General features: G+C 61.0%; 16 protein-coding genes and 1 tRNA gene. 11 read left to right on the top strand and 6 right to left on the bottom strand.

The features are described from left to right. Position 1: 1 nt before the first annotated feature. Positions 2-859, bottom strand: a complete 858-nt coding sequence (gene rsmI, locus QZ268_RS11510; RefSeq protein ID WP_295452526.1) for a 16S rRNA (cytidine(1402)-2'-O)-methyltransferase — start codon at positions 857-859, stop codon at positions 2-4. An 86-nt stretch (positions 860-945) separates the two neighbouring features. On the opposite strand from rsmI, the gene QZ268_RS11505 reads away from it, so the two are divergent. From QZ268_RS11505 to murJ, 3 genes are read left to right on the top strand one after another with little or no spacing between them, the layout of a single operon-like run. Further along, a complete protein-coding gene (locus tag QZ268_RS11505; RefSeq protein WP_295452524.1) occupies positions 946-2,118 on the top strand; it encodes a penicillin-binding protein activator in 1,173 nt (390 codons plus the stop codon). Beyond that, entirely contained in the window at positions 2,078-4,912 is a 2,835-nt protein-coding gene (locus tag QZ268_RS11500) for a [protein-PII] uridylyltransferase (RefSeq protein WP_295452521.1), read from the top strand. Before QZ268_RS11505 ends, QZ268_RS11500 begins: the two co-directional genes overlap by 41 nt. Beyond that, positions 4,909-6,498 (top strand): murein biosynthesis integral membrane protein MurJ, encoded by a 1,590-nt coding sequence (gene murJ / locus QZ268_RS11495; protein ID WP_295452519.1) that lies wholly within the window; start codon positions 4,909-4,911, stop codon positions 6,496-6,498. Before QZ268_RS11500 ends, murJ begins: the two co-directional genes overlap by 4 nt. A 145-nt stretch (positions 6,499-6,643) precedes the next feature. Here murJ and QZ268_RS11490 read toward each other — a convergent pair whose 3' ends face one another. Beyond that, positions 6,644-7,330 (bottom strand): rhomboid family intramembrane serine protease, encoded by a 687-nt coding sequence (locus QZ268_RS11490; RefSeq protein WP_295452517.1) that lies wholly within the window; start codon positions 7,328-7,330, stop codon positions 6,644-6,646. A gap of 173 nt (positions 7,331-7,503) precedes the next feature. Between QZ268_RS11490 and trpS the strand changes: the two genes are divergently transcribed. Next, complete coding sequence (trpS, locus tag QZ268_RS11485) at positions 7,504-8,532, top strand: tryptophan--tRNA ligase (protein WP_295452515.1); 1,029 nt, start codon at positions 7,504-7,506, stop codon at positions 8,530-8,532. A 264-nt stretch (positions 8,533-8,796) separates the two neighbouring features. Next, complete coding sequence (locus tag QZ268_RS11480) at positions 8,797-9,213, top strand: VOC family protein (protein ID WP_295452513.1); 417 nt, start codon at positions 8,797-8,799, stop codon at positions 9,211-9,213. An 84-nt stretch (positions 9,214-9,297) separates the two neighbouring features. Here the strand turns inward: QZ268_RS11480 and QZ268_RS11475 are convergent, their stop codons facing one another. Genes QZ268_RS11475 through paaG form a run of 4 tightly spaced genes read right to left on the bottom strand, consistent with a single transcriptional unit; the run spans position 9,298 to position 12,465 of the window. Then, a complete protein-coding gene (locus QZ268_RS11475) occupies positions 9,298-9,894 on the bottom strand; it encodes a TetR/AcrR family transcriptional regulator (protein WP_295452511.1) in 597 nt (198 codons plus the stop codon). A gap of 20 nt (positions 9,895-9,914) precedes the next feature. After that, complete coding sequence (gene paaK, locus QZ268_RS11470) at positions 9,915-11,225, bottom strand: phenylacetate--CoA ligase PaaK (RefSeq protein WP_295452509.1); 1,311 nt, start codon at positions 11,223-11,225, stop codon at positions 9,915-9,917. 14 nt (positions 11,226-11,239) lie between these two features. After that, entirely contained in the window at positions 11,240-11,665 is a 426-nt protein-coding gene (gene paaI / locus QZ268_RS11465) for a hydroxyphenylacetyl-CoA thioesterase PaaI (RefSeq protein ID WP_295452575.1), read from the bottom strand. A gap of 14 nt (positions 11,666-11,679) precedes the next feature. After that, positions 11,680-12,465 (bottom strand): 2-(1,2-epoxy-1,2-dihydrophenyl)acetyl-CoA isomerase PaaG, encoded by a 786-nt coding sequence (paaG, locus tag QZ268_RS11460; protein ID WP_295452507.1) that lies wholly within the window; start codon positions 12,463-12,465, stop codon positions 11,680-11,682. A 186-nt stretch (positions 12,466-12,651) separates the two neighbouring features. Between paaG and paaZ the strand changes: the two genes are divergently transcribed. From paaZ to nagA, 6 genes are all read left to right on the top strand, one after another. Next, complete coding sequence (gene paaZ, locus QZ268_RS11455) at positions 12,652-14,682, top strand: phenylacetic acid degradation bifunctional protein PaaZ (RefSeq protein WP_295452505.1); 2,031 nt, start codon at positions 12,652-12,654, stop codon at positions 14,680-14,682. A gap of 70 nt (positions 14,683-14,752) precedes the next feature. Then, on the top strand, positions 14,753-15,556 hold the full coding sequence (locus QZ268_RS11450) for a PaaX family transcriptional regulator C-terminal domain-containing protein (RefSeq protein ID WP_295452503.1): 804 nt from the start codon (positions 14,753-14,755) through the stop codon (positions 15,554-15,556). A gap of 45 nt (positions 15,557-15,601) precedes the next feature. Beyond that, on the top strand, positions 15,602-16,567 hold the full coding sequence (locus tag QZ268_RS11445) for an alpha/beta hydrolase (protein ID WP_295452501.1): 966 nt from the start codon (positions 15,602-15,604) through the stop codon (positions 16,565-16,567). A 124-nt stretch (positions 16,568-16,691) separates the two neighbouring features. Then, positions 16,692-16,768 (top strand) — tRNA-Met (locus tag QZ268_RS11440). 161 nt (positions 16,769-16,929) lie between these two features. Further along, positions 16,930-17,838 carry a BadF/BadG/BcrA/BcrD ATPase family protein gene (locus QZ268_RS11435; RefSeq protein ID WP_295452499.1) on the top strand — a complete coding sequence of 303 codons (909 nt, stop codon included), beginning with the start codon at positions 16,930-16,932 and terminating at the stop codon, positions 17,836-17,838. Then, positions 17,835-18,998: an N-acetylglucosamine-6-phosphate deacetylase gene (gene nagA, locus QZ268_RS11430; RefSeq protein WP_295452497.1), complete on the top strand. Its 1,164-nt coding sequence runs from the start codon at positions 17,835-17,837 to the stop codon at positions 18,996-18,998. Before QZ268_RS11435 ends, nagA begins: the two co-directional genes overlap by 4 nt. The last annotated feature ends 3 nt before the right edge of the window (positions 18,999-19,001 follow it).

The following is a 19,001-nucleotide window of genomic DNA, read 5'->3' as shown; positions in this document are numbered from 1 at the left end:
CTTAGCTCTCTTTCGCCAGTTTCAGCGCCAACTGGTAGACCTTGCGACGCGGCATTTCATGGGCCTCCGAGACTATGGCGGCGGCATCTTTAACCGAGTTATCGACCAGAGCGGCCCGCAGATCGCTTTCGATATCACCGTCGCTTACGACCACCTGCGAGGCCCGATCCACCAGCACGACAATTTCGCCCTTCACCGGCTTTTCCTCCAGGCTGGTGGCCAAATCGGCCAAGGGCAGGCGCCGCACCTCTTCGAATTTCTTGGTCAGCTCGCGGCACAGGGCCGCCGGGCGATTGCCCAGCACATCCGCCATATCCGCAACCGAGGCGGCGATCCGTTTGGGGGATTCGTAAAAGGCCAGAGTGCCGGGAATCGCCGCGACCTCTTCCAGCCGTTTGCGCCGGGCCCCGCTGGCATTGGGTAAAAAGCCCGCAAAAAAGAACGCATCTGTCGGCAGACCCGCCAGCGCCAGCGCCGTGGTCACAGCTGTGGCTCCGGGCGCAGACGTCACCAGATGTCCCGCCTCCGCGGCGGCTTTGGACAGGCCATATCCAGGATCGGCGATCAGTGGCATGCCCGCTTCGGAGGCATAGGCAACCGATTTTCCGGCCGCCAATGCGGCCAGCAATTTGCCGCGTGCACCCACTCCGCTATGGTCATGGTAGGCAATGACATGGCGCTCACCCAGCGGCACGCCGTGGATTTCCATCAGACGGCGCAGTGACCGGGTGTCTTCGGCGGCGATCAGATCTGCCGAGGCCAGCACATCCAGCGCCCGCAGCGTGATGTCGCGCGCCGTGCCCAGAGGTGTTGCCACAAAATACAGTCCCGGCAACAAATTGACGATCTGATGATTCACGCTGGACCCGCCTTTTTGGTCGTTTATTATCCCCCTGGAACCAACACGGTGCACAAGCGCCGGACAAGGGGAGTTACAAGTCTATTATGTTTGCTGTTTTCAAGCGGGCCCGCAAGGCAACTTTGTCTGCAATCGCCGCGATTTCCACATTTGCACTGGCCGCCTGCGATCCGATTGCGATCGGCGGCGGACCCACAATCAATACGTCTAAACCCGTTCCTGTCGCGCTGCTGGTGCCGCGCGGCTCCGCCCAGTCTGGCGACTCGGTGCTGGCGCAAAGTCTGGAAAACGCTGCCCGTCTGGCGATCGCGGATCTGCAGGGCGTGCAGATTGACCTGCGCATCTATGACACGGCCGGCGATCCGACCCGTGCCGCCGCCGCCGCCACAGAGGCGGTGAATGGTGGCGCCCGGATCATTCTGGGCCCGGTTTATGCCGAAGCCGCCAATGCTGCTGGCATCGCCGCCGCCCGCAAGGGCGTCAATGTTCTGGCCTTTTCCAACACCACCTCGATCGCGGGCGGCAACGTCTTCATTCTGGGGCCAACCTATGACAACACCGCCCGCCGCCTGACCGCCTATGCCAAGTCCCAGGGCAAAAACAATATCCTGATTGCAGGCGGCAACAACGCCTCGGGGCTGGCAGGACAAGCTGCGATCCGCAACGCTGCGGCCCAGTCCGGTGTGAATGTTTCCGGCAGCATTGGCTACGAGCTGTCACAAAAAGGCGTCATCAACGCCATTCCACAAATCCGCTCTGCGACAGGCAGCGGCGGCGTGGATGCGCTGTTCCTGACCGCCACCACGGCCGGCGCCCTGCCACTGCTGACACAGTTGCTGCCCGAAGCCGGGGTCAAACCCACCGACGTGCAATATATTGGCCTGACCCGCTGGGATGTTCCCGCCCAGACACTGGCGCTGCCGGGGGTTCAGGGCAGCTGGTTCGCCATGCCGGATCCCGGCAAGGCCCGTGGCTTCCGCGATCGCTACGAGGCGACCTATGGCAATGCGCCCCATTCCATTGGTGGGCTGGCTTATGATGGGATCGCCGCAATTGGCGCGCTGGTCGGCGCTGGCAAAGCGGATGCTCTGACAGCTGCAGCGCTGACACAGGGTGCAGGGTTCCACGGCACCGGCGGTATCTTCCGTCTGCGCCCTGATGGCACCAATGACCGCGGCCTGGCCATTGCAACGATTCAAGAACAGAAGGTAGTCATCATTGACGCAGCCCCCAGCAGCTTCCCCGGCGCAGGATCCTGATCCTGCCCGGACGGCCCATCAAGATCAGCCCATAGCTCCCTTTGGCTCTGGGCTGATTTGTGATGCTACCGCTATTTTTGACTTCGCTGAGGTCCAGGCCCAGCTTGCAACCCTTGCCAAAGAGGTTGCGCCAGACGCCCTGCGCGGCGAAGCCGTTGCCCTGCTGCGTGAGGCCAATCAGCAGGGCCGCGCCATCATTGCAGCGGCCTTTGCCGAGGCCCCTTTTTCTGCCCGCGCCCTGACAAAATCCTACAGCTATCTGACCGATGGGCTGGTGCTGACGGCCTTCCATGTGGCCACCACTTATCTGCATCCCGTGGGCACCCCGACATCGGGTGAACGGATCGCCCTCATCGCGGTGGGGGGCTATGGCCGCGGCGAGATGGCACCGTTTTCCGACGTCGATCTCATGTTCCTTACCCCTTACAAGATCACCGCCTGGGCTGAGAGCCTCATTGAATCGATGCTCTATATCCTCTGGGATCTGCGGCTCAAGGTGGGACACTCCAGCCGGACGATAAAGGACTGCATCCGGCTTGGGACGGAAGATTACACCATCCGCACCGCCATGCTGGAGCAGAGATTCCTAACCGGCGACGGAGATCTGGCAGATGAGCTGGAAACCCGTCTGCGCAGCGAGCTGTTTTCCCGCGACGCCCATGATTTCATCGAAGCAAAACTGACCGAGCGCGACGATCGTCATTCCAAACAGGGCCAGCGCTATATGGTTGAGCCCAACGTCAAAGAGGGCAAAGGCGGTCTGCGTGATCTGCAATCGCTCTACTGGATCGCCAAATATGTCTATCAGGTGCAGGACGTCGCTGATCTGGTCCCCCTGGGCCTGTTCTCCCCGGAAGAGCTCGACACGTTTTCCACTGCGGCCAACTTCCTGTGGGCGGTGCGTTCGCATCTGCATCTGGCCACCAAGCGCCCGACTGAGCAGCTCAACTTTGATTTGCAGGTCGAGGTCGCAAGCCGCATGGGCTACAAGGATCGCGCCGGTCGGCGCGGCGTTGAAATCTTCATGCAGGAGTATTTCCGCCATGCCACAACTGTGGGCGATATCACCCGGATCCTGCTGACCAAGCTTGAGGCCAGCCAGCAAAAAGACGCGCCCCTGCTGGAGCGGATCTTCCGCCGCCGCCCCAAAGTGAAATCGGATTATAAAGTCATTCACAACCGGCTGGATGTGAATGACCCAGAGGCCTTTCTCAACAATAAGTTGAACCTGTTGAGGATCTTTGAAGAGGCGCTGCGCACCGGCATGTTGATCCACCCGGATGCCATGCGGCTGGTCACCGCCAATCTGGATCTGATCGACGACGATATGCGCAACAACAAGGAAGCCCGGTGGATCTTCCTTGATCTGCTATTGAAACATGGCAACCCGGAACGCGCCCTGCGCCGGATGAACGAGCTTGGCGTGCTCTCCGCCTTTATCCCCGAATTTGAACCCATCGTGGCGATGATGCAGTTCAACATGTATCACTCCTACACCGTGGATGAGCACACCATTCAGGTGATCTCTAACCTCACCGCCATCGAGAAGGGCGAACTGGAAGAAGAGCTGCCCCTGTCGTCGGAAGTGATCCACAAGGGGATCAACCGCAAGGTCCTGTTGGTTGCCATGCTGCTGCATGACATCGGTAAGGGACGTGAGCTGGATCATTCCATTTTGGGGGCGCAGATCGCCCGCAAGGTGGCCCCGCGTCTCGGTCTCAACAAGGTGGACAGCGAAACGGTGGAGTGGCTGGTGCGCAATCACCTCTTGATGTCGGATATGGCGCAGAAACGCGATATTGCCGACCCGCGCACCGTGCGGGGCTTTGCCAAGGCGGTGCAATCGGTCAAGCGGCTGGATCTGCTGTTGCTGCTGACGGTCTGCGACATTCGCGGTGTTGGCCCGGACACCTGGAACAACTGGAAAGCTGCGTTGCTGCGTGCGCTCTACAACCAGACCCGCGAGGCGCTGGAAAATGGCATGGAGGCGCTCAACCGCGAACACCGTGGTGCCGCCGGCAAAAAGGCCCTGCGCGCCGCCCTGTCCGACTGGTCCAAGACCGATCTCAAACGCGAAACCGGGCGCCACTATGACCCCTATTGGCAGGGGCTTCATGTCACCGCCCATGTGGATTTTGCTGAAATGCTGAAAGAGCTTGAGGCAAAAAACGATGCCAGTGAGGTGGGTATTCGCCTGCATCCGGACGATGATCGCGACGCCACCCGTGCCTGTTTTGTCATGGCCGACCATCCCGGGATTTTTGCCCGGTTGTCCGGCGCCCTGGCTTTGGTCGGGGCCAATGTGGTCGATGCCCGCAGCTACACCACCAAGGACGGATATGTGACCGATGCCTTCTGGATCCAGGATGCGGATGAGCATCCGTTTGAGGCATCGCGGCTGCCGCGACTGACCCAGATGATCCTGAAGACCCTCAATGGAGAGGTGATGACCGGTGAGGCGCTGGAGTCCCGCGCCAAGTTCAAGAAGCGCGAAAAGGCCTTTAAGGTCCCCACCCATATCACCTTTGATAATGAGGGATCCGAGATCTACACCATCATCGAGGTCGACACCCGCGACCGCACCGGGCTGCTGTATGATCTGACCCGCACACTGGCCGGAGCCAATGTCTATATCGCCAATGCGGTGATCGCGACCTATGGTGAACAGGTGGTGGATACCTTCTACGTCAAGGATATGTTTGGCTTGAAATACCACACAAAATCAAAACAGGATTTCCTGGAACGCAAACTGCGCGAGGCGATCTCCGAAGGGTCTAAACGGGCGCGATCATGAAGCCGGTAAAATTGCTGTCGGGCTTTATGACGGTTGGCTTTTGGACCCTGGCCAGCCGGATCCTGGGCTTTGCCCGCGATATCATGATTGCCAGTTTCCTGGGCACCGGCCCGGTGGCCGAGGCCTTTTTGGTGGCCTTTAGCCTGCCCAACATGTTCCGCCGCTTCTTTGCCGAGGGCGCGTTCAACACCGCCTTTGTGCCGCTGTTTTCCAAAAAGCTGCAAAAGAACGACGATCCCGTCGGCTTTGCCCGCGATGCGCTGACCGGCCTAGCGACGGTTCTGATCGTCTTTACCCTGGTGGCACAGCTGGTAATGCCCTGGCTGGTTCTGGCCATGGCCAGCGGCTTTCGCAATGATGCGCGTTTTGATCTGACGGTTGATTTTGGCCGCATCACCTTTGCCTATATTCTGTTTATCTCGCTGGCGGCGCTGCTCTCGGGGGTGCTCAATGCCTCGGGGCGTTTTGCTGCTGCGGCAGCGGCTCCGGTCTTGCTCAATATCATCCTGGTTGGCGCGTTGTTACTTGGCGAAAGCGGTCTGCTGGATGCCTACCTTCCAGCCAGCCGCCCTGATTTGCCTGGATTTTCCCAGGGGACGTTACTGGTCTGGGCCACGCTTTTAGCCGGGGTCGCGCAGATGGCCCTGGTCTGGGTCGCTGCCAGTCGGGCGGGCTATCGCCTGACCCCGCGTCGGCCACAGCTCACCCCGGATCTGAAACGTCTGGCAGTGATCGCCGCACCTGCAATGTTGGCCGGGGGGGTGGTGCAGATCAACCTATTGGTCGGGCGTCAAGTCGCCAGCTTCTTTGACGGGGCGATTGCCTGGCTCAGCTATGCGGACCGGCTGTATCAGCTGCCCTTGGGTGTGGTGGGCATTGCAGTGGGTATCGTCCTGCTGCCAGATCTGTCCCGCCGATTGGCCGCTGAGGATGCGGCAGGCGCGCAACACGCCTTCAGCCGCGCTGGTGAGATCTCCCTGGCGCTGACCATTCCCTCTGCCATCGCGCTGGTGGCCATTCCCCTGCCGCTTGTCTCGGTCCTGTTTGAGCGCGGCGCCTTTGCCTTCACGGATAGCCAGGCCACCGCCCTTGCCGTCGCCATCTACGGGTTAGGCTTGCCTGCCTTTGTGCTGCAAAAGGTGCTGCAGCCGCTCTATTTTGCCCGCGAAGACACCCGAACCCCGTTCCGCTTTGCGCTGAACGCGATGGTGGTCAACGCCCTGGTGGCCATTGCAGGCGCGGCGCTGCTTGGCTTTATCGGGGCCGCCATCGGCACCACGGTGGCAGGCTGGGCCATGGTCTGGCAACTGGCGCGCGGCACCAAAGATATGGGGCAAAGTGCGCGGTTTGATGCAAGGTTTAAACAGCGGGTCTGGCGGATTCTGGTGGCGGCCCTGCTGATGGGAGGGCTGCTCTGGGGCGCTGCCCTGGCACTGGAGCCCTGGCTGTTCAGCGCCGGCATCCGTTATCCGGCGCTGGCGTTATTGGTCCTGATCGGCATCTGCGGCTATTTTGCGATTGGTGCCAGTATCGGTGCCTTCCGGCTGTCAGATTTCAAATCCAGCCTGCGTCGCGGCAAGGGTTAAGGCCACACGACCTGCGGCCCCGCTCGCAGGCCCGCCCCCTCGCCAGCCATCTGCGCAACAGCGCCGCGCGTCAGCGCGGCGCCCGGCCCAACGGGATGCAGTATCTTGATGCTGCGAGACGGGCGGGAGCCCCCCCCTTTGGTTGCTAGTCGCGACGGATATTGCTGCGGATACGCGCCCAGCCGCCAGGGGCCAGAAAGAACGACAATCCAAATCCGGTGGCAAAGCCACACAGATCGGCAACCCAGTCCTTTTGGCCGCCAAACAGCAGGCCAAACAGCAGCTGGATCCCCATCAAAAAGGCAATCAGCGAAAAGGCACGGCTTTGCTGCGCGCCCACAAGGGACAATTGCCGCCACAGGATATAGGTAAAGGCCCCGATCAAGCCATAAACCGCCGGAAAGCCCCCGATCAACGGCACCTCGCCATTGATCAGCACCGCATATCCAACCGCACCGCCCACGGCCGAGGCCATAAAGATGATGACCATCACCAGATCGCCCATGACCTCACCCACCATCTTGCCCATCGCCAGCACAAAGACACAGACAAACAGCGCATGGGTAAAGGCGCCATGCACAAAGGTATAAGACAAGAACCGGATCAGATGCTCGGCCGGCCATTGCCCGGTCTCGACCATCCACCAGAAGATTTCTGAGGAAAACGCATAAGACTGAAAGGCCTCCAGTCGCCAGCCAATGGCCTCAGGCCCACCAATGATGCCCCGCATCCCCAGCGAAAACGCCGCCTCGATCCCCATAATCACCAGAACCAGCGCCACCACTGCCGGCGGCAATGGGTTGACGGGAGAGATATTTGGATCGTCACTCATAGCTTGTCGTACTCCTTGGCCTGTTACGTTGGCCTGTCACGTTGGCCTGTCACGGTTCATTTGTGGCAGATACAGCCCCTGCACAGCACGCCCATGGGCGCTGCCCGGTTGACGCTGCCTTGGCCCATGGGTAAGCGACTAGGGATCATAATTCCAGACGGGAGTTTCGCCCCATGAGCGATACGACATTTACGCCGCGCGTCTTTTCCGGCATTCAGCCTTCCGGCAACCTGCACCTGGGCAACTACCTTGGCGCCCTAAAGCGCTTTGTCGATTGGCAGGACCGCGATGTGGAAAGCATCTACTGCATGGTTGACCTGCACGCGATCACCGTCTGGCAAGATCCCAGCAACCTGCGCCAAGCCACCCGAGAGCTCTGCGCCGGGTTCATTGCTGCAGGTATCGACCCTGAAAAATCCATCCTGATCAACCAAAGCCAGGTGCCTGAACACGCGCAACTGGCCTGGATCTTCAACTGTGTCGCCCGGATGGGCTGGATGCAGCGGATGACCCAGTTCAAGGACAAAGCAGGCAAGAACGCGCAAAACGCCTCCCTTGGCCTGCTCGCCTACCCCTCGCTGATGGCAGCCGACATCCTGATCTACCACGCCACCCATGTGCCGGTTGGTGAGGATCAGAAACAGCACCTTGAACTGACACGCGACATCGCAACCAAATTCAATCACGACTATGGCGTCGATTTTTTCCCGCTCACCGAACCGGTGATCGAAGGCGCCGCCACCCGCGTGATGTCCCTGCGCGATGGCTCCAAAAAGATGTCGAAATCCGACGCCTCGGATGCCAGCCGTATCAACATGACAGACGATGCCGAGGCGATTGCCAAAAAGATCCGCAAGGCCAAGACCGACCCGGATGCGCTGCCCTCCGAGGCCAAGGGCCTGGAAGAACGCCCCGAGGCCCGCAATCTGGTCAATATCTATGCAGCCCTGAACGAACAGAGCGTCGATCAGGTGCTGGCGGATGTCGGCGGCAAACAGTTTTCGGAATTCAAACCCATGCTGGTGGATCTGGCGGTGGCCAAACTGGCACCGATCTCCACCGAGATGGCCCGGCTGATGCAACACCCCGATGAGATCGACAAGATCCTCACCCGCGGCTCTGAGCGCGCCCGCGCCATCACCGCGCCGATCCTGCGCCAGACCTATGACATCGTCGGCTTGATCCCACCGGTTGAAGCCTAAAAACCCAGCCGATCCATTTCCAACATTGCCCCCGCCCCGAGAAATCAGGGCGGGTTTTTTTATGCCCAATTTATTGACCAAAGGGCGTCCAGGCCGGACGACTGCGCCCCCTGCAGCGACTGCCAGTATGACTTTCAGTGCGGCAATCAGTAAGGCAATCAGTGCAGCAAACTGGGCGCGCCCAGAGACAGGTTTCTATGGTGACTTTCCATCGCTACAGTGGTTTCGATACATTGGCGACCCCACCGATAAGGACCACCAAGCATGATTGCCTATGTCACCGTCGGGGCAGATGACATCGCCCGCGCCAAACGGTTTTACGCCGCGATCCTGCCCGCCCTTGGCTACAGTCTGACAGAAGGTCCTGAGGGGCTCAGCTACGCGCTGCCTGCACCACCCGACCAAGCTGCTGCGCTGCCGGATTTTTACGTCAAACCAACCTTTGACGGGCGTCCGGCCTCGGCTGGCAACGGTGCCATGACCGCCTTTGAGGCGCGCAGTCAAAGCCAGGTGCGTGACCTATACGCGGCCGCGCTGACGGCAGGGGGCTTTGATGCCGGTCAGCCAGGGTTTCGTGACGCATATGGCGCGCATTTTTATGTGTGCTATCTGCGGGACCCTCAGGGCAATAAAATCGCTCTGTTCTCCAGCGACCCAAACGAGCCAGGGCGCGACGAATAGCGCCGGTCAACACACAGCCCAAGCGTTTTGTGCCCCCGCCAACACACGTGGTGGGGCCAACACGTGGCCACAGGGGCGCCGCTCTTATAGCCCCCGCACCCCGTTCAGGGTCAGGGTTGCCACCAGCTCCGCATAGTCCTCGCGCGCGGCTGAGCCCGCGCCGGAATTCCACATGTAGTACCAGTTCAACATGCCAAAAACCGACATGGTGGCAGAGCGCAGTTTCTCGTCGTTTTCTTCAAACACCTCTGGAGCCACTGCCTTTAGGGTGTCGCTGAGGAACTGCACCATCTCGCGCTGATAGGCACGCAGCAATTTTTGCTGCTCTTCCGGCAGCGCGCCCATTGCGCCCGACTGGACTTTGTGTTCGTCGTCAGCCCCCTGATAGGCCAACAGGATCTCTGCCACGACCCGGCGCAGGCGATCATCGGGGGAGACCCCGTTCAAATCCACACCACAGACCCGGTCGCGCAGCTCGCAGAGGTAGGTATCAAGAAGGCCGAACAACACGGCCTCCTTACTGTCGTAATAGTGATAGATATTGGCCTTGGAGATCCCGCATTGCCGCGCCAGTTGGGTCATCGAAGCGCGATCATAGCCCGCCTCGGCAAAGACCTTGGCGGCAGATTTCAGAATCTGGGCACGCTTTTCATCGTGATCTTTTGCAATGGTGCGGGCCATGGGCTCAACTCACTCTCTGATTAATCGGCGTCGCGGTTGTCGATGACACGCTTGGCCTTGCCCTGGCTGCGCTCGACCTCGCCGGGCTCGCCAACGATGATCTCGGTGGAGACGCCAACCATATCCTTGATCCGTTTGGTCAACATCCGCGCCGCAGCGGTTTTGCTCAGCTCATCGGTGGCGTCCGGGTTCGCCTCGACAAAGACCCGCATCGCATCCATGCGACCGGATTTGTACAGCTCGATCTGATAATGCGGCGCCAGACCACCCGTGGCCATCAGCTGCTCTTCGATCTGGCTGGGGAAGACATTGACCCCGCGCAGGATGATCATATCGTCACTGCGACCAGTGATCTTTTCCATCCGCCGCATGCTGCGCGCGGTGCCGGGCAACAGCCGGGTCAGATCGCGGGTGCGGTAGCGCACCATCGGCAGGCCTTCCTTGGTGAGGGTGGTAAAGACCAGCTCGCCCATTTCGCCATCGGGCAGCACTTCGCCGGTCTTGGGGTCAATGATCTCGGGCAGGAAATGGTCCTCCCAGATCACCGGGCCATCCTTGGTCTCGACGCATTCGCTGGCCACCCCCGGTCCCATGATCTCGGACAACCCATAGATATCAACCGCATGCATATCAAAGGCGGTTTCGACCTCGCGGCGCATGGCATCCGTCCAGGGCTCGGCGCCAAAAATGCCGACCTGCAACGAGCTGTCACGCGGGTCCAGGCCAACCTTGTGAAACTGCTCAAGGATATTGAGCATATAAGAAGGCGTCACCATGATGCCATCAGGCTGGAAATCAGTGATCAACCCCACCTGCTTTTCGGTCTGGCCACCAGACATAGGCACCACAGTCGCGCCCAGGCGTTCAATCCCGTAATGGGCGCCAAGGCCACCCGTGAACAGCCCATAACCATAGGCATTATGCACCATATTGCCCTTGCGCAGACCCGCGGCACGCAGGGACCGCGCCACCAGATCGGCCCAGTTGGAGATGTCATTGGCGGTATAGCCCACGACCGTGGGCTTGCCCGTGGTCCCAGAGGAGGCATGCAGGCGGATGATCTGTTCGCGCGGGACGGCAAACAGGCCAAAAGGGTAGTTGTCGCGCAGGTCGTTTTTATAGGTGAAGGGGAACTTCGACAGATCCGACAGCTGTTGCAGGTCATCCGGGTGGACGCCAGCCGCATCAAAGCGCTCTTTATACATGGGCACATTGTCATAGGCGTGACGCAGGGACCACTTCAGGCGTTCCAGTTGCAGGGCACGAATTTCGTCGATCGAGGCAATCTCGATGGCATCGAGGTCGGCCTTGTTGGGGGACAGGTCTTTCATGGTGTTCTCCTCACCTATTCTTCAAACAACTGACCCTTGATCGCACGGGAAAGCCCGCGAAAGGCAGCGATCATCTGGCCGGTTTGGGTCTCTACTGTCACGTCATAAATGCCGCTGCGCCCGGTCAAAGAGACCTCTGTGGCGCGGGCAATCAGCCGCTCTCCCAGTTTGCCGGGGGCGGTAAAGGTGATGGAATTGCTCTGCGCCACCGTAGATTGGTTGCGGCTGTTGCAGGCAAAGGCGAAGGCGCTGTCGGCCAGCATGAAGGTCACGCCGCCATGGCAAATGCCATGGCCGTTGCAATGATGCGGTTCCACCGTCAGCTCCAGGGTGGCGCTGCCCTCATCAATTGCGGTGATTTCCATCCCCGCCCATTTTGAGGCATTGTCGCTGGCCCACATGGAGGCCGCCGATTTCTCAGCCCGTTCTTTCGGGGTCATGGTGGCGGTCATGGTCACTTCCCCTGAAACTTCGGCGCACGTTTTTCCAGGAAGGAAGAAACGCCCTCGGCATAATCTGCGCTTTCGCCGCAGGTCTTCATCGCGTCGGCCTCTTGCTCCAGATGCGCGTCCAATGTGGCAACGGCGGCATCCTGAATGCAGTGCTTGCTAAGCCCCAGTCCCAGGGTTGGGCCATTGCCCAGCTGCGCGGCCATGGCACGCGCCGTTTCCATCAGATCGCCGTCCGGCAGCGCCTTCCAGATCAGCCCCCAGTCTTCGGCCTGTTTGGCGAACAAGGGCTGGGCGGTAAAGGCCAGGCCCTTGGCGCGGGCCTCTCCCAGCAGGCGCGGCAGATGCCAGCTGCCGCCGGTGTCAGGGATCAGCCCCACCTTGGAGAAAGACTGAATGAACTTGGCGCTTTCAGCCGCAAAGACCATGTCACAGGCCAGCGCGATATTGGCGCCCGCTCCGGCAGCGACACCATTGACGGCGCAGATAACCGGAAAGTGCAGCGACCGGATCAGTCGCACCAGCGGCGCGTAAAAGGTCCGCACCGTGTTGCCCAGATCCGGCGGGCCATCCATCTTGCTGGGGTCGCGATCCCCCAGATCCTGCCCGGCGCAAAATCCGCGTCCGGCGCCCGTCAGCAGAATCGCCCGCGCGCCACCATCACGTGCGGCCTCGATTGCGGTGCGCAGGGCATAGTGCATCTCATCGTTGAAACTGTTGAGCCGATCGGGCCTGTTCAGGGTGATCTCCACCCAAGCGCCATGATCCGCAACCAGAATAGACTCGGACATTTCTCTCTCCCTCATACAGCTCCTGCGCCAGTCAGAACCAGCGAGCCGTGAAATCCCTTTGACAAATTTCTTGCATAAACCGACCGGACGGTCAATATATCATTCAAAGCAAATACGAGGCCCCGCCTCAGCCCGTTGTCCGGCCCCGCGCCGACAGCGCCCCATCAGGAAAGAAAAGGACAGAGCATGAGCCTTCTAGACGTATCAAGTTTTGCCGCCGGTGAATGGATCGCCCCCGGCGCCGGTGCCCGCAACATCGCCAGCGCCGTAACCGGCGCGCCGCTGGCGCAGGCCGGCAATGACGCGCTGGATGTGCAGGCCATGCTGGCCTATGCCCGCGACACCGGTGGCCCGGCCCTGCGCGCGCTGACTTTCCATGACCGCGCCCGTATGATCAAAGCGCTGGCGACGCATCTGGGGCAGCACAAACAGGCGCTTTATGACTTGAGCTTTGAAACTGGCGCCACCCAGTCCGATCACATGATCGACATTGATGGCGGCATCGGCACCATGTTTGTCTTTGCCTCCAAGGGGCGCCGCGAAATGCCCGACGCCAAGGTCTACCTGGATGGCGAAGTCGAGCAACTGTCGCGCAACGGCACCTTCCTGGGCCAGCATATCTGCACGCCTTTGCAGGGTGTTGCGGTGCATATCAACGCCTTCAACTTCCCGGTCTGGGGCATGTTGGAAAAGCTCGCCCCCAGCCTGCTGGCCGGGGTGCCCGCCATCGTGAAACCCGCGACGGCCACCTGCTATGTCACAGAACTGGCGGTGCGGCTGATGCTCGACAGTGGCATCCTGCCCGCCGGTGCGTTGCAGCTGGTGTCTGGTAGTCTCGGCGATATGCTCGACCATCTGACCATGCAGGATGTGGTCAGCTTTACCGGCTCTGCCCAGACCGCGCTGAAGCTGCGTCAAAACCCGGTCATTTTGGAAAACTCGATCCGCTTTGTGGCGGAGCAAGACAGCCTGAACGCCTCCATTCTGGGGCCCGATGCCATCCCCGGCACGCCGGAATTTGATCTCTTCATCAAAGAAGTCAGCCGCGAAATGACCACCAAGGCGGGGCAGAAATGTACCGCCGTGCGCCGCATCATCACGCCGGAATCGCAGTCTGAGGCGGTGATTGAGGCCCTGTCGGCGCGACTGGCCAAAACCACCATTGGGGACCCCCGCCTGGAAAGCACCCGCATGGGCGCGCTGGTTTCCAACAGCCAAAAACGCGATGTTTTGGAAAAGGCGGCGATTCTGGCCACTGAGGCCACCCGCGTTTACGGCAACCCGGATGATTTTACCGTGACTGGTGTCGATGCGGACAAAGGTGCCTTTGTGCCGCCAATGCTATTTCACTGTGAAAACCCTGACGCCGCAAGCCGCGTGCATGACACCGAAGCCTTTGGCCCGGTATCCACCGTCATGGGCTACCGGGATCTGCACCATGCCGTGACCCTGGCCAACCGGGGAGAGGGCTCGCTGGTGGCTTCCTGCATCACCAATGACCCAGAGGTGGCCCGCGAAGTTGCCCTGGGATCGGGCGCCTATCACGGGCGGATCTATTTCAACAACCGCGCCTCGATGAAAGAAAGCACCGGCCATGGTTCGCCGCTGCCGCATATGGTGCATGGTGGTCCCGGTCGCGCGGGCGGCGGAGAAGAGCTCGGCGGTATTCGCGGGGTGAAACACTACATGCAGCGCACCGCCATTCAAGGCAGCCCCGACATTCTCGCCGCCATTGGCGAACAATGGGTCCCCGGCGGCAGCGAAGTGGCAGCTCCTGCGCATCCCTTCACCCGCAAATTTGGCGAACTGGCAATTGGCGAGACCCTCCACAGCCCGTCACGCCAGGTGACGCTGGAAGATATCGAACATTTTGCCAAATTCACCGGCGATACCTTCTATGCTCATATGGATGACGCCGCCGCCAAGCGGAACCCCTTCTTCCCCGGCCGCGTCGCCCATGGCTATCTGCTGCTCTCCTTTGCTGCGGGTCTGTTTGTCGAACCCAATGAAGGACCTGTGCTGGCCAATACCGGCCTGGACAACCTGCGCTTTATGAAGCCGGTTTCGGCGGGCGACAGCATCAAGGTTCGCCTCAGCGTCAAGAAAAAGACCCCCCGCAACGATGAATATGGTGAGGTCCGCTGGCATGTGACCCTGACCAATCAAGACGATGAAAAAGTTGCGGAATATGAACTGCTGACCATGAACGCCTTCTAAGGCGCCGAAACAGCCAAAGCCGTACCGCTCCGGGCTGGTCTAACTGGCCCGGAATGCCTATCTTGTTGCCATGACAGCAACACTTTCTCAGAATTACCAGGCGAGCATCGCCCAGCTTACCGACCTGCAAAACCTGCGGGTCTGGTCGATCATCGTCTCGTTGTTTGGCGATCTGGCGCAGAAACCCGGCGATCAGATCAGTGGCGCCACCCTCACCCAGATCATCACTCCGATGGGGATCAAACCCGAAGCAATCCGGGTGGCGTTGCACCGTCTGCGTAAGGACGGCTGGATCGAAAGCACCCGTTCGGGGCGCGCCTCGGTGCATTATCTGACCGAGTTCGGCCGCAATCAATCCGCTGCCGTGACCCCACGCATCTACGCCCGCGCCCCGCAACCGCCACAGACCTGGCATCTGCTGATCGCAGAGGACAGCAGCGGCCAGAACGCGCTGGAAGAAACCCTGCTGCTGCCGCAATACACCCAGGTCAACCGCCGCACTGCGCTTGGCTACGGACCCGCGCCCGACGGGCTTGACGATCTCTTTGTGGCACAGGTCTCCGCGTTTTCGGTGCCCGGCTGGCTGCAGGCCCGGCTGTTCCCGCAGGATCTGATCGAAGCCTGCCAGTCCCTGCTTGACGCGCTGGCCAAAATCCCGCCCCCCGCAGCCGACTTGTCACCAGAGCAGATTGCCACCCTGCGCACCCTAATCGTGCACCACTGGCGCAGAATTGCCCTGCGCCACCCGGTGCTGCCCACAGGGTTCCCCCCCGACGCCTGGGCCGGAGAAACCTGCCGCGCCCGGGTCTTTGCCCTGCTGGACAAATTACCACGCCCACAGCTTCAGGCGCTGGACCAGCGCCCACCAGCTTAGCGATCCCCTGCCTAGTGATCCCCGCCCTTATCCCGGAGTATGCCCATGTCCGCCCTTAGCAGTCTTGCCCTGATCGCCCTCGCTGCCCCAGCGGCCCTGATGGGGGCGTCGCATCTCAAAACCCGCAAACTCGCGCGCGAGGCCCGGCAATTGGTGCCGCCCATCGGCCAGTTCTGCAACACCCTGCAGGGAAAAATCCACTATATCGACATAGGCCCGCGCGATGCCCAGCCCCTGGTGCTTATCCATGGGTTAAGCGGCCAATTGCAGCATTTCACCTATGCCCTGGCCGACGCCCTGGCCCAGGATTACCGGGTCATCGCAGTTGACCGGCCCGGATGTGGCTATTCCACCCGCACCAGCGATGCGATGGCGCGTCTACCGGAACAGGCAAAGACCCTGTTGGACGTTCTGGACAAGCTCCAGGTCCACCAGCCGGTTCTGGTGGGGCATTCCCTGGGCGGCGCCGTCTCGCTGGCAATGGCGCTGCAGGCCCCAGAGAAAATTCGCGGTCTGGCCCTGCTGGCACCGCTGACCCATCCTTCAAAACAGGGGGCTGAGGCCTTTAAGGGGCTGATTGTGCATTCCAACCTCATGCGCCACCTGATGGCCCAGACTGTGGCTGTGCCTACCGCACAACGTACCGCAGAACCGGTTCTGCAACAGATCTTTGCGCCCGAAGCCTGCCCGGATGATTTCCTGATCAAGGCCGGCGGCGCCCTGGGGCTGCGCCCCGAAAGCTTTGTCGCCGCCTCAGCGGATGCGTCCTTTCTCTACCTGGCGATTGAGGACCAGGCCGCCCGCTACGCAAAAGAGCTCAGCACACCGGGGGCGATTCTCTTTGGGGCCGAGGACGCCATTCTCGGCCCTCAGTCCCAGGGCAAAACAATGGAAACCTTTGGTTTGAGCTGCCAAATCGCCCCAGACCTTGGGCATATGTTGCCAATTACCGCCCCGGCGCTGTGTAATGACTTCATTCGCGCCACGGTGCAGGCCCTGCCCAGCGCCTGACAACGGGTTGAAAACCAAGAAAACTGGCGACCCGGGCAAAAAAACATACCCGAAAGCCGGTTTCCTCTGCATTTGCGCCTTGACCCCAGAGGCGCCATTCCGTAAATCGCCCCTCACAGAAGATGGCGCGGTAGCTCAGTTGGTTAGAGCGATCGACTCATAATCGATAGGTCGGGAGTTCAAGTCTCCCCCACGCCACCACTTTCCCTCTGTAAGCCTCCCACAGTTTCACCCCCGAAAATCAATGTGATGCGCCTGCTGTTCTGGCTCAGGGCTACTCCACTTTGTTCAACTGGCATCCACAGTCTGGCGTCAAAAACTGGGGCTGGCTCCCATTTGGTCCCCCCCCTATACCTGTGTGTATGAAACAGAGCCCACTCACCGCAATACTGGCCATAGATGGCGGCGGAACCCGTTGCCGGATCGCACTGGAGCGCGCCGGTGAGGTCATCCGGGTCGACAGCGGGCCTGCAAATGTTTCCAGCGATTTTGACGGGGCCCTGGCGCAGATCCATCTGGGGCTGGAGCGCCTTTGTGCCGCCACTGACCTGACGCTGGCGCAGCTGGCCGCGCTCCCCGCCTATGTTGGGCTGGCCGGGGTTGTCAGTGCTGACATTGCCCAGCGGCTGCAGCACCACCTGCCCTTGACCCTAACCCGCATCACAGACGACAGACCCGCTGCTTTGCGTGGGGCGATTGGCGATGGCGAAGGGGCGATTGCCCATTGTGGCACCGGGTCCTTTCTGGCCAGCCAAATCAAGGGCGCGCGCCGTATCATTGGCGGCTGGGGACAGCAGCTGGGCGATCAGGCTTCTGCGCAGTGGCTGGGGCGTCTGGCCCTGGCGCGCACCTTGGATATGGTCGACGGTCTCGCGCCCGCCTCCACCTTGACCACCCAGCTTCTCGCCCGGTTTTCGGGCTCTGCCGAAATCGTCGCCTTTGCCGCCCAGGCCAGCCCGATGGAATTGGGCGTGCTGGCCCGCGATGTCACTTACCATGCCAACCAGGGGGATGCCCTGGCCACTGATCTGATGCACCAAGGCGCCCGCTATATTGCCGACACCCTGCCACGGATCGGCTGGGCACCCGGCCATGCGCTCTGCCTCACGGGTGGGTTGGCGCCGCAGTACCAGGCCTATCTGCCGCCAGAAATGCAAGACGCGCTGCAACCGCCGCAGGGTGATCCGTTGACCGGGGCGTTGGCGCTGGCACGGGAGTTCGCTGCCAAAGATCACAGTGTGGCGGACACCACCGTCAGGACGCCCCAATGAGCCGACCAAGCACAGTTTACGGAGGCGGCCCGATCTTTGATGGCCACAGCCTGCAACAGGGCATAAGCGCTCGGTTTGAAGCTGGTCGGCTGGTCAGCCTGATGCCGCACCGCCCCCTCGCAGCGGATGAGACCTATGTGGACCTTGCTGGCGATATCCTCAGCCCCGGTTATCTGGATCTGCAGGTCAATGGCGGCGATGGCATCATGTTGAATGCACAGCCCAACTGCGCCGGGCTGGACCGCATTGCCAGGGCGCACCGACGGCTTGGCGCGGTGCAAATCCTGCCAACGCTGATCACCGATACACCACAGAAAACCGCTCAGGTCATCGCCGCCACCCAGCAGGCCATCAGCGCCGGGGTGCCCGGCATTGCCGGGTTGCATCTGGAGGGCCCACATCTGGCCCAAAGCCGTAAAGGCGCCCATGATGCGGCTTTGATCCGGGCGATGACCTCGGCGGATCTGGACATGCTGCTGGCCGCGGCTGAGGCCCTGCCGGTCCTTATGGTTACGCTGGCGCCAGAAAGCGTCAACCTGGATCAGATCAAGGCACTGCGGCAGGCCGGGGTCATCCTGTCCCTGGGGCACACCGACGCGCCTTATGAACAGGCGATGGACTATGCCGAGGCCGGAGTCACCTGTGTCACCCATCTGTTCAACGCCATGAGCCCCCTTGGCCACCGCGCCCCCGGGGTGCCCGGCGCGGCGCTCAACAATCCGCAGCTATTTGCCGGGCTGATTGCCGATGGCATTCATGTACATCCCGCCGCGCTGCGCACCGCCTGGGCTGCCAAGATGGGCAATGCCAGCCTTGAGGGCAAAATTTACCTGGTCAGTGACGCCATGGCCCCGGCCGGCAGTGACCTGACCTCGTTTCAGCTGGAGGGCCGCCAGATCCTGCGCCAGAACGGGCGGCTTACCCTGGCGGATGGCACCCTGGCGGGCGCAGATCTTGACCTCACCACAGCGCTGCGCATCCTCGTCAGCCACTGCGATATTGCGCTACAAGACGCCCTGACCGCCGCCGTAACCACGCCGCGACAGGTGATCGGCCAATGGGCTCAGGACTGCACGGTGCTTGGCCTTGCGGAACATGACTTTATCCGTATTCAAAGCGACCTTAGTACAGCACAGCCCATCTGCGATATCTGCCGCTAGCAA

The organism is uncultured Pseudophaeobacter sp. (genome assembly GCA_905479575.1).
Taxonomy (GTDB): domain Bacteria; phylum Pseudomonadota; class Alphaproteobacteria; order Rhodobacterales; family Rhodobacteraceae; genus Pseudophaeobacter.
This window is presented reverse-complemented; position numbering and strand designations above follow the sequence as displayed.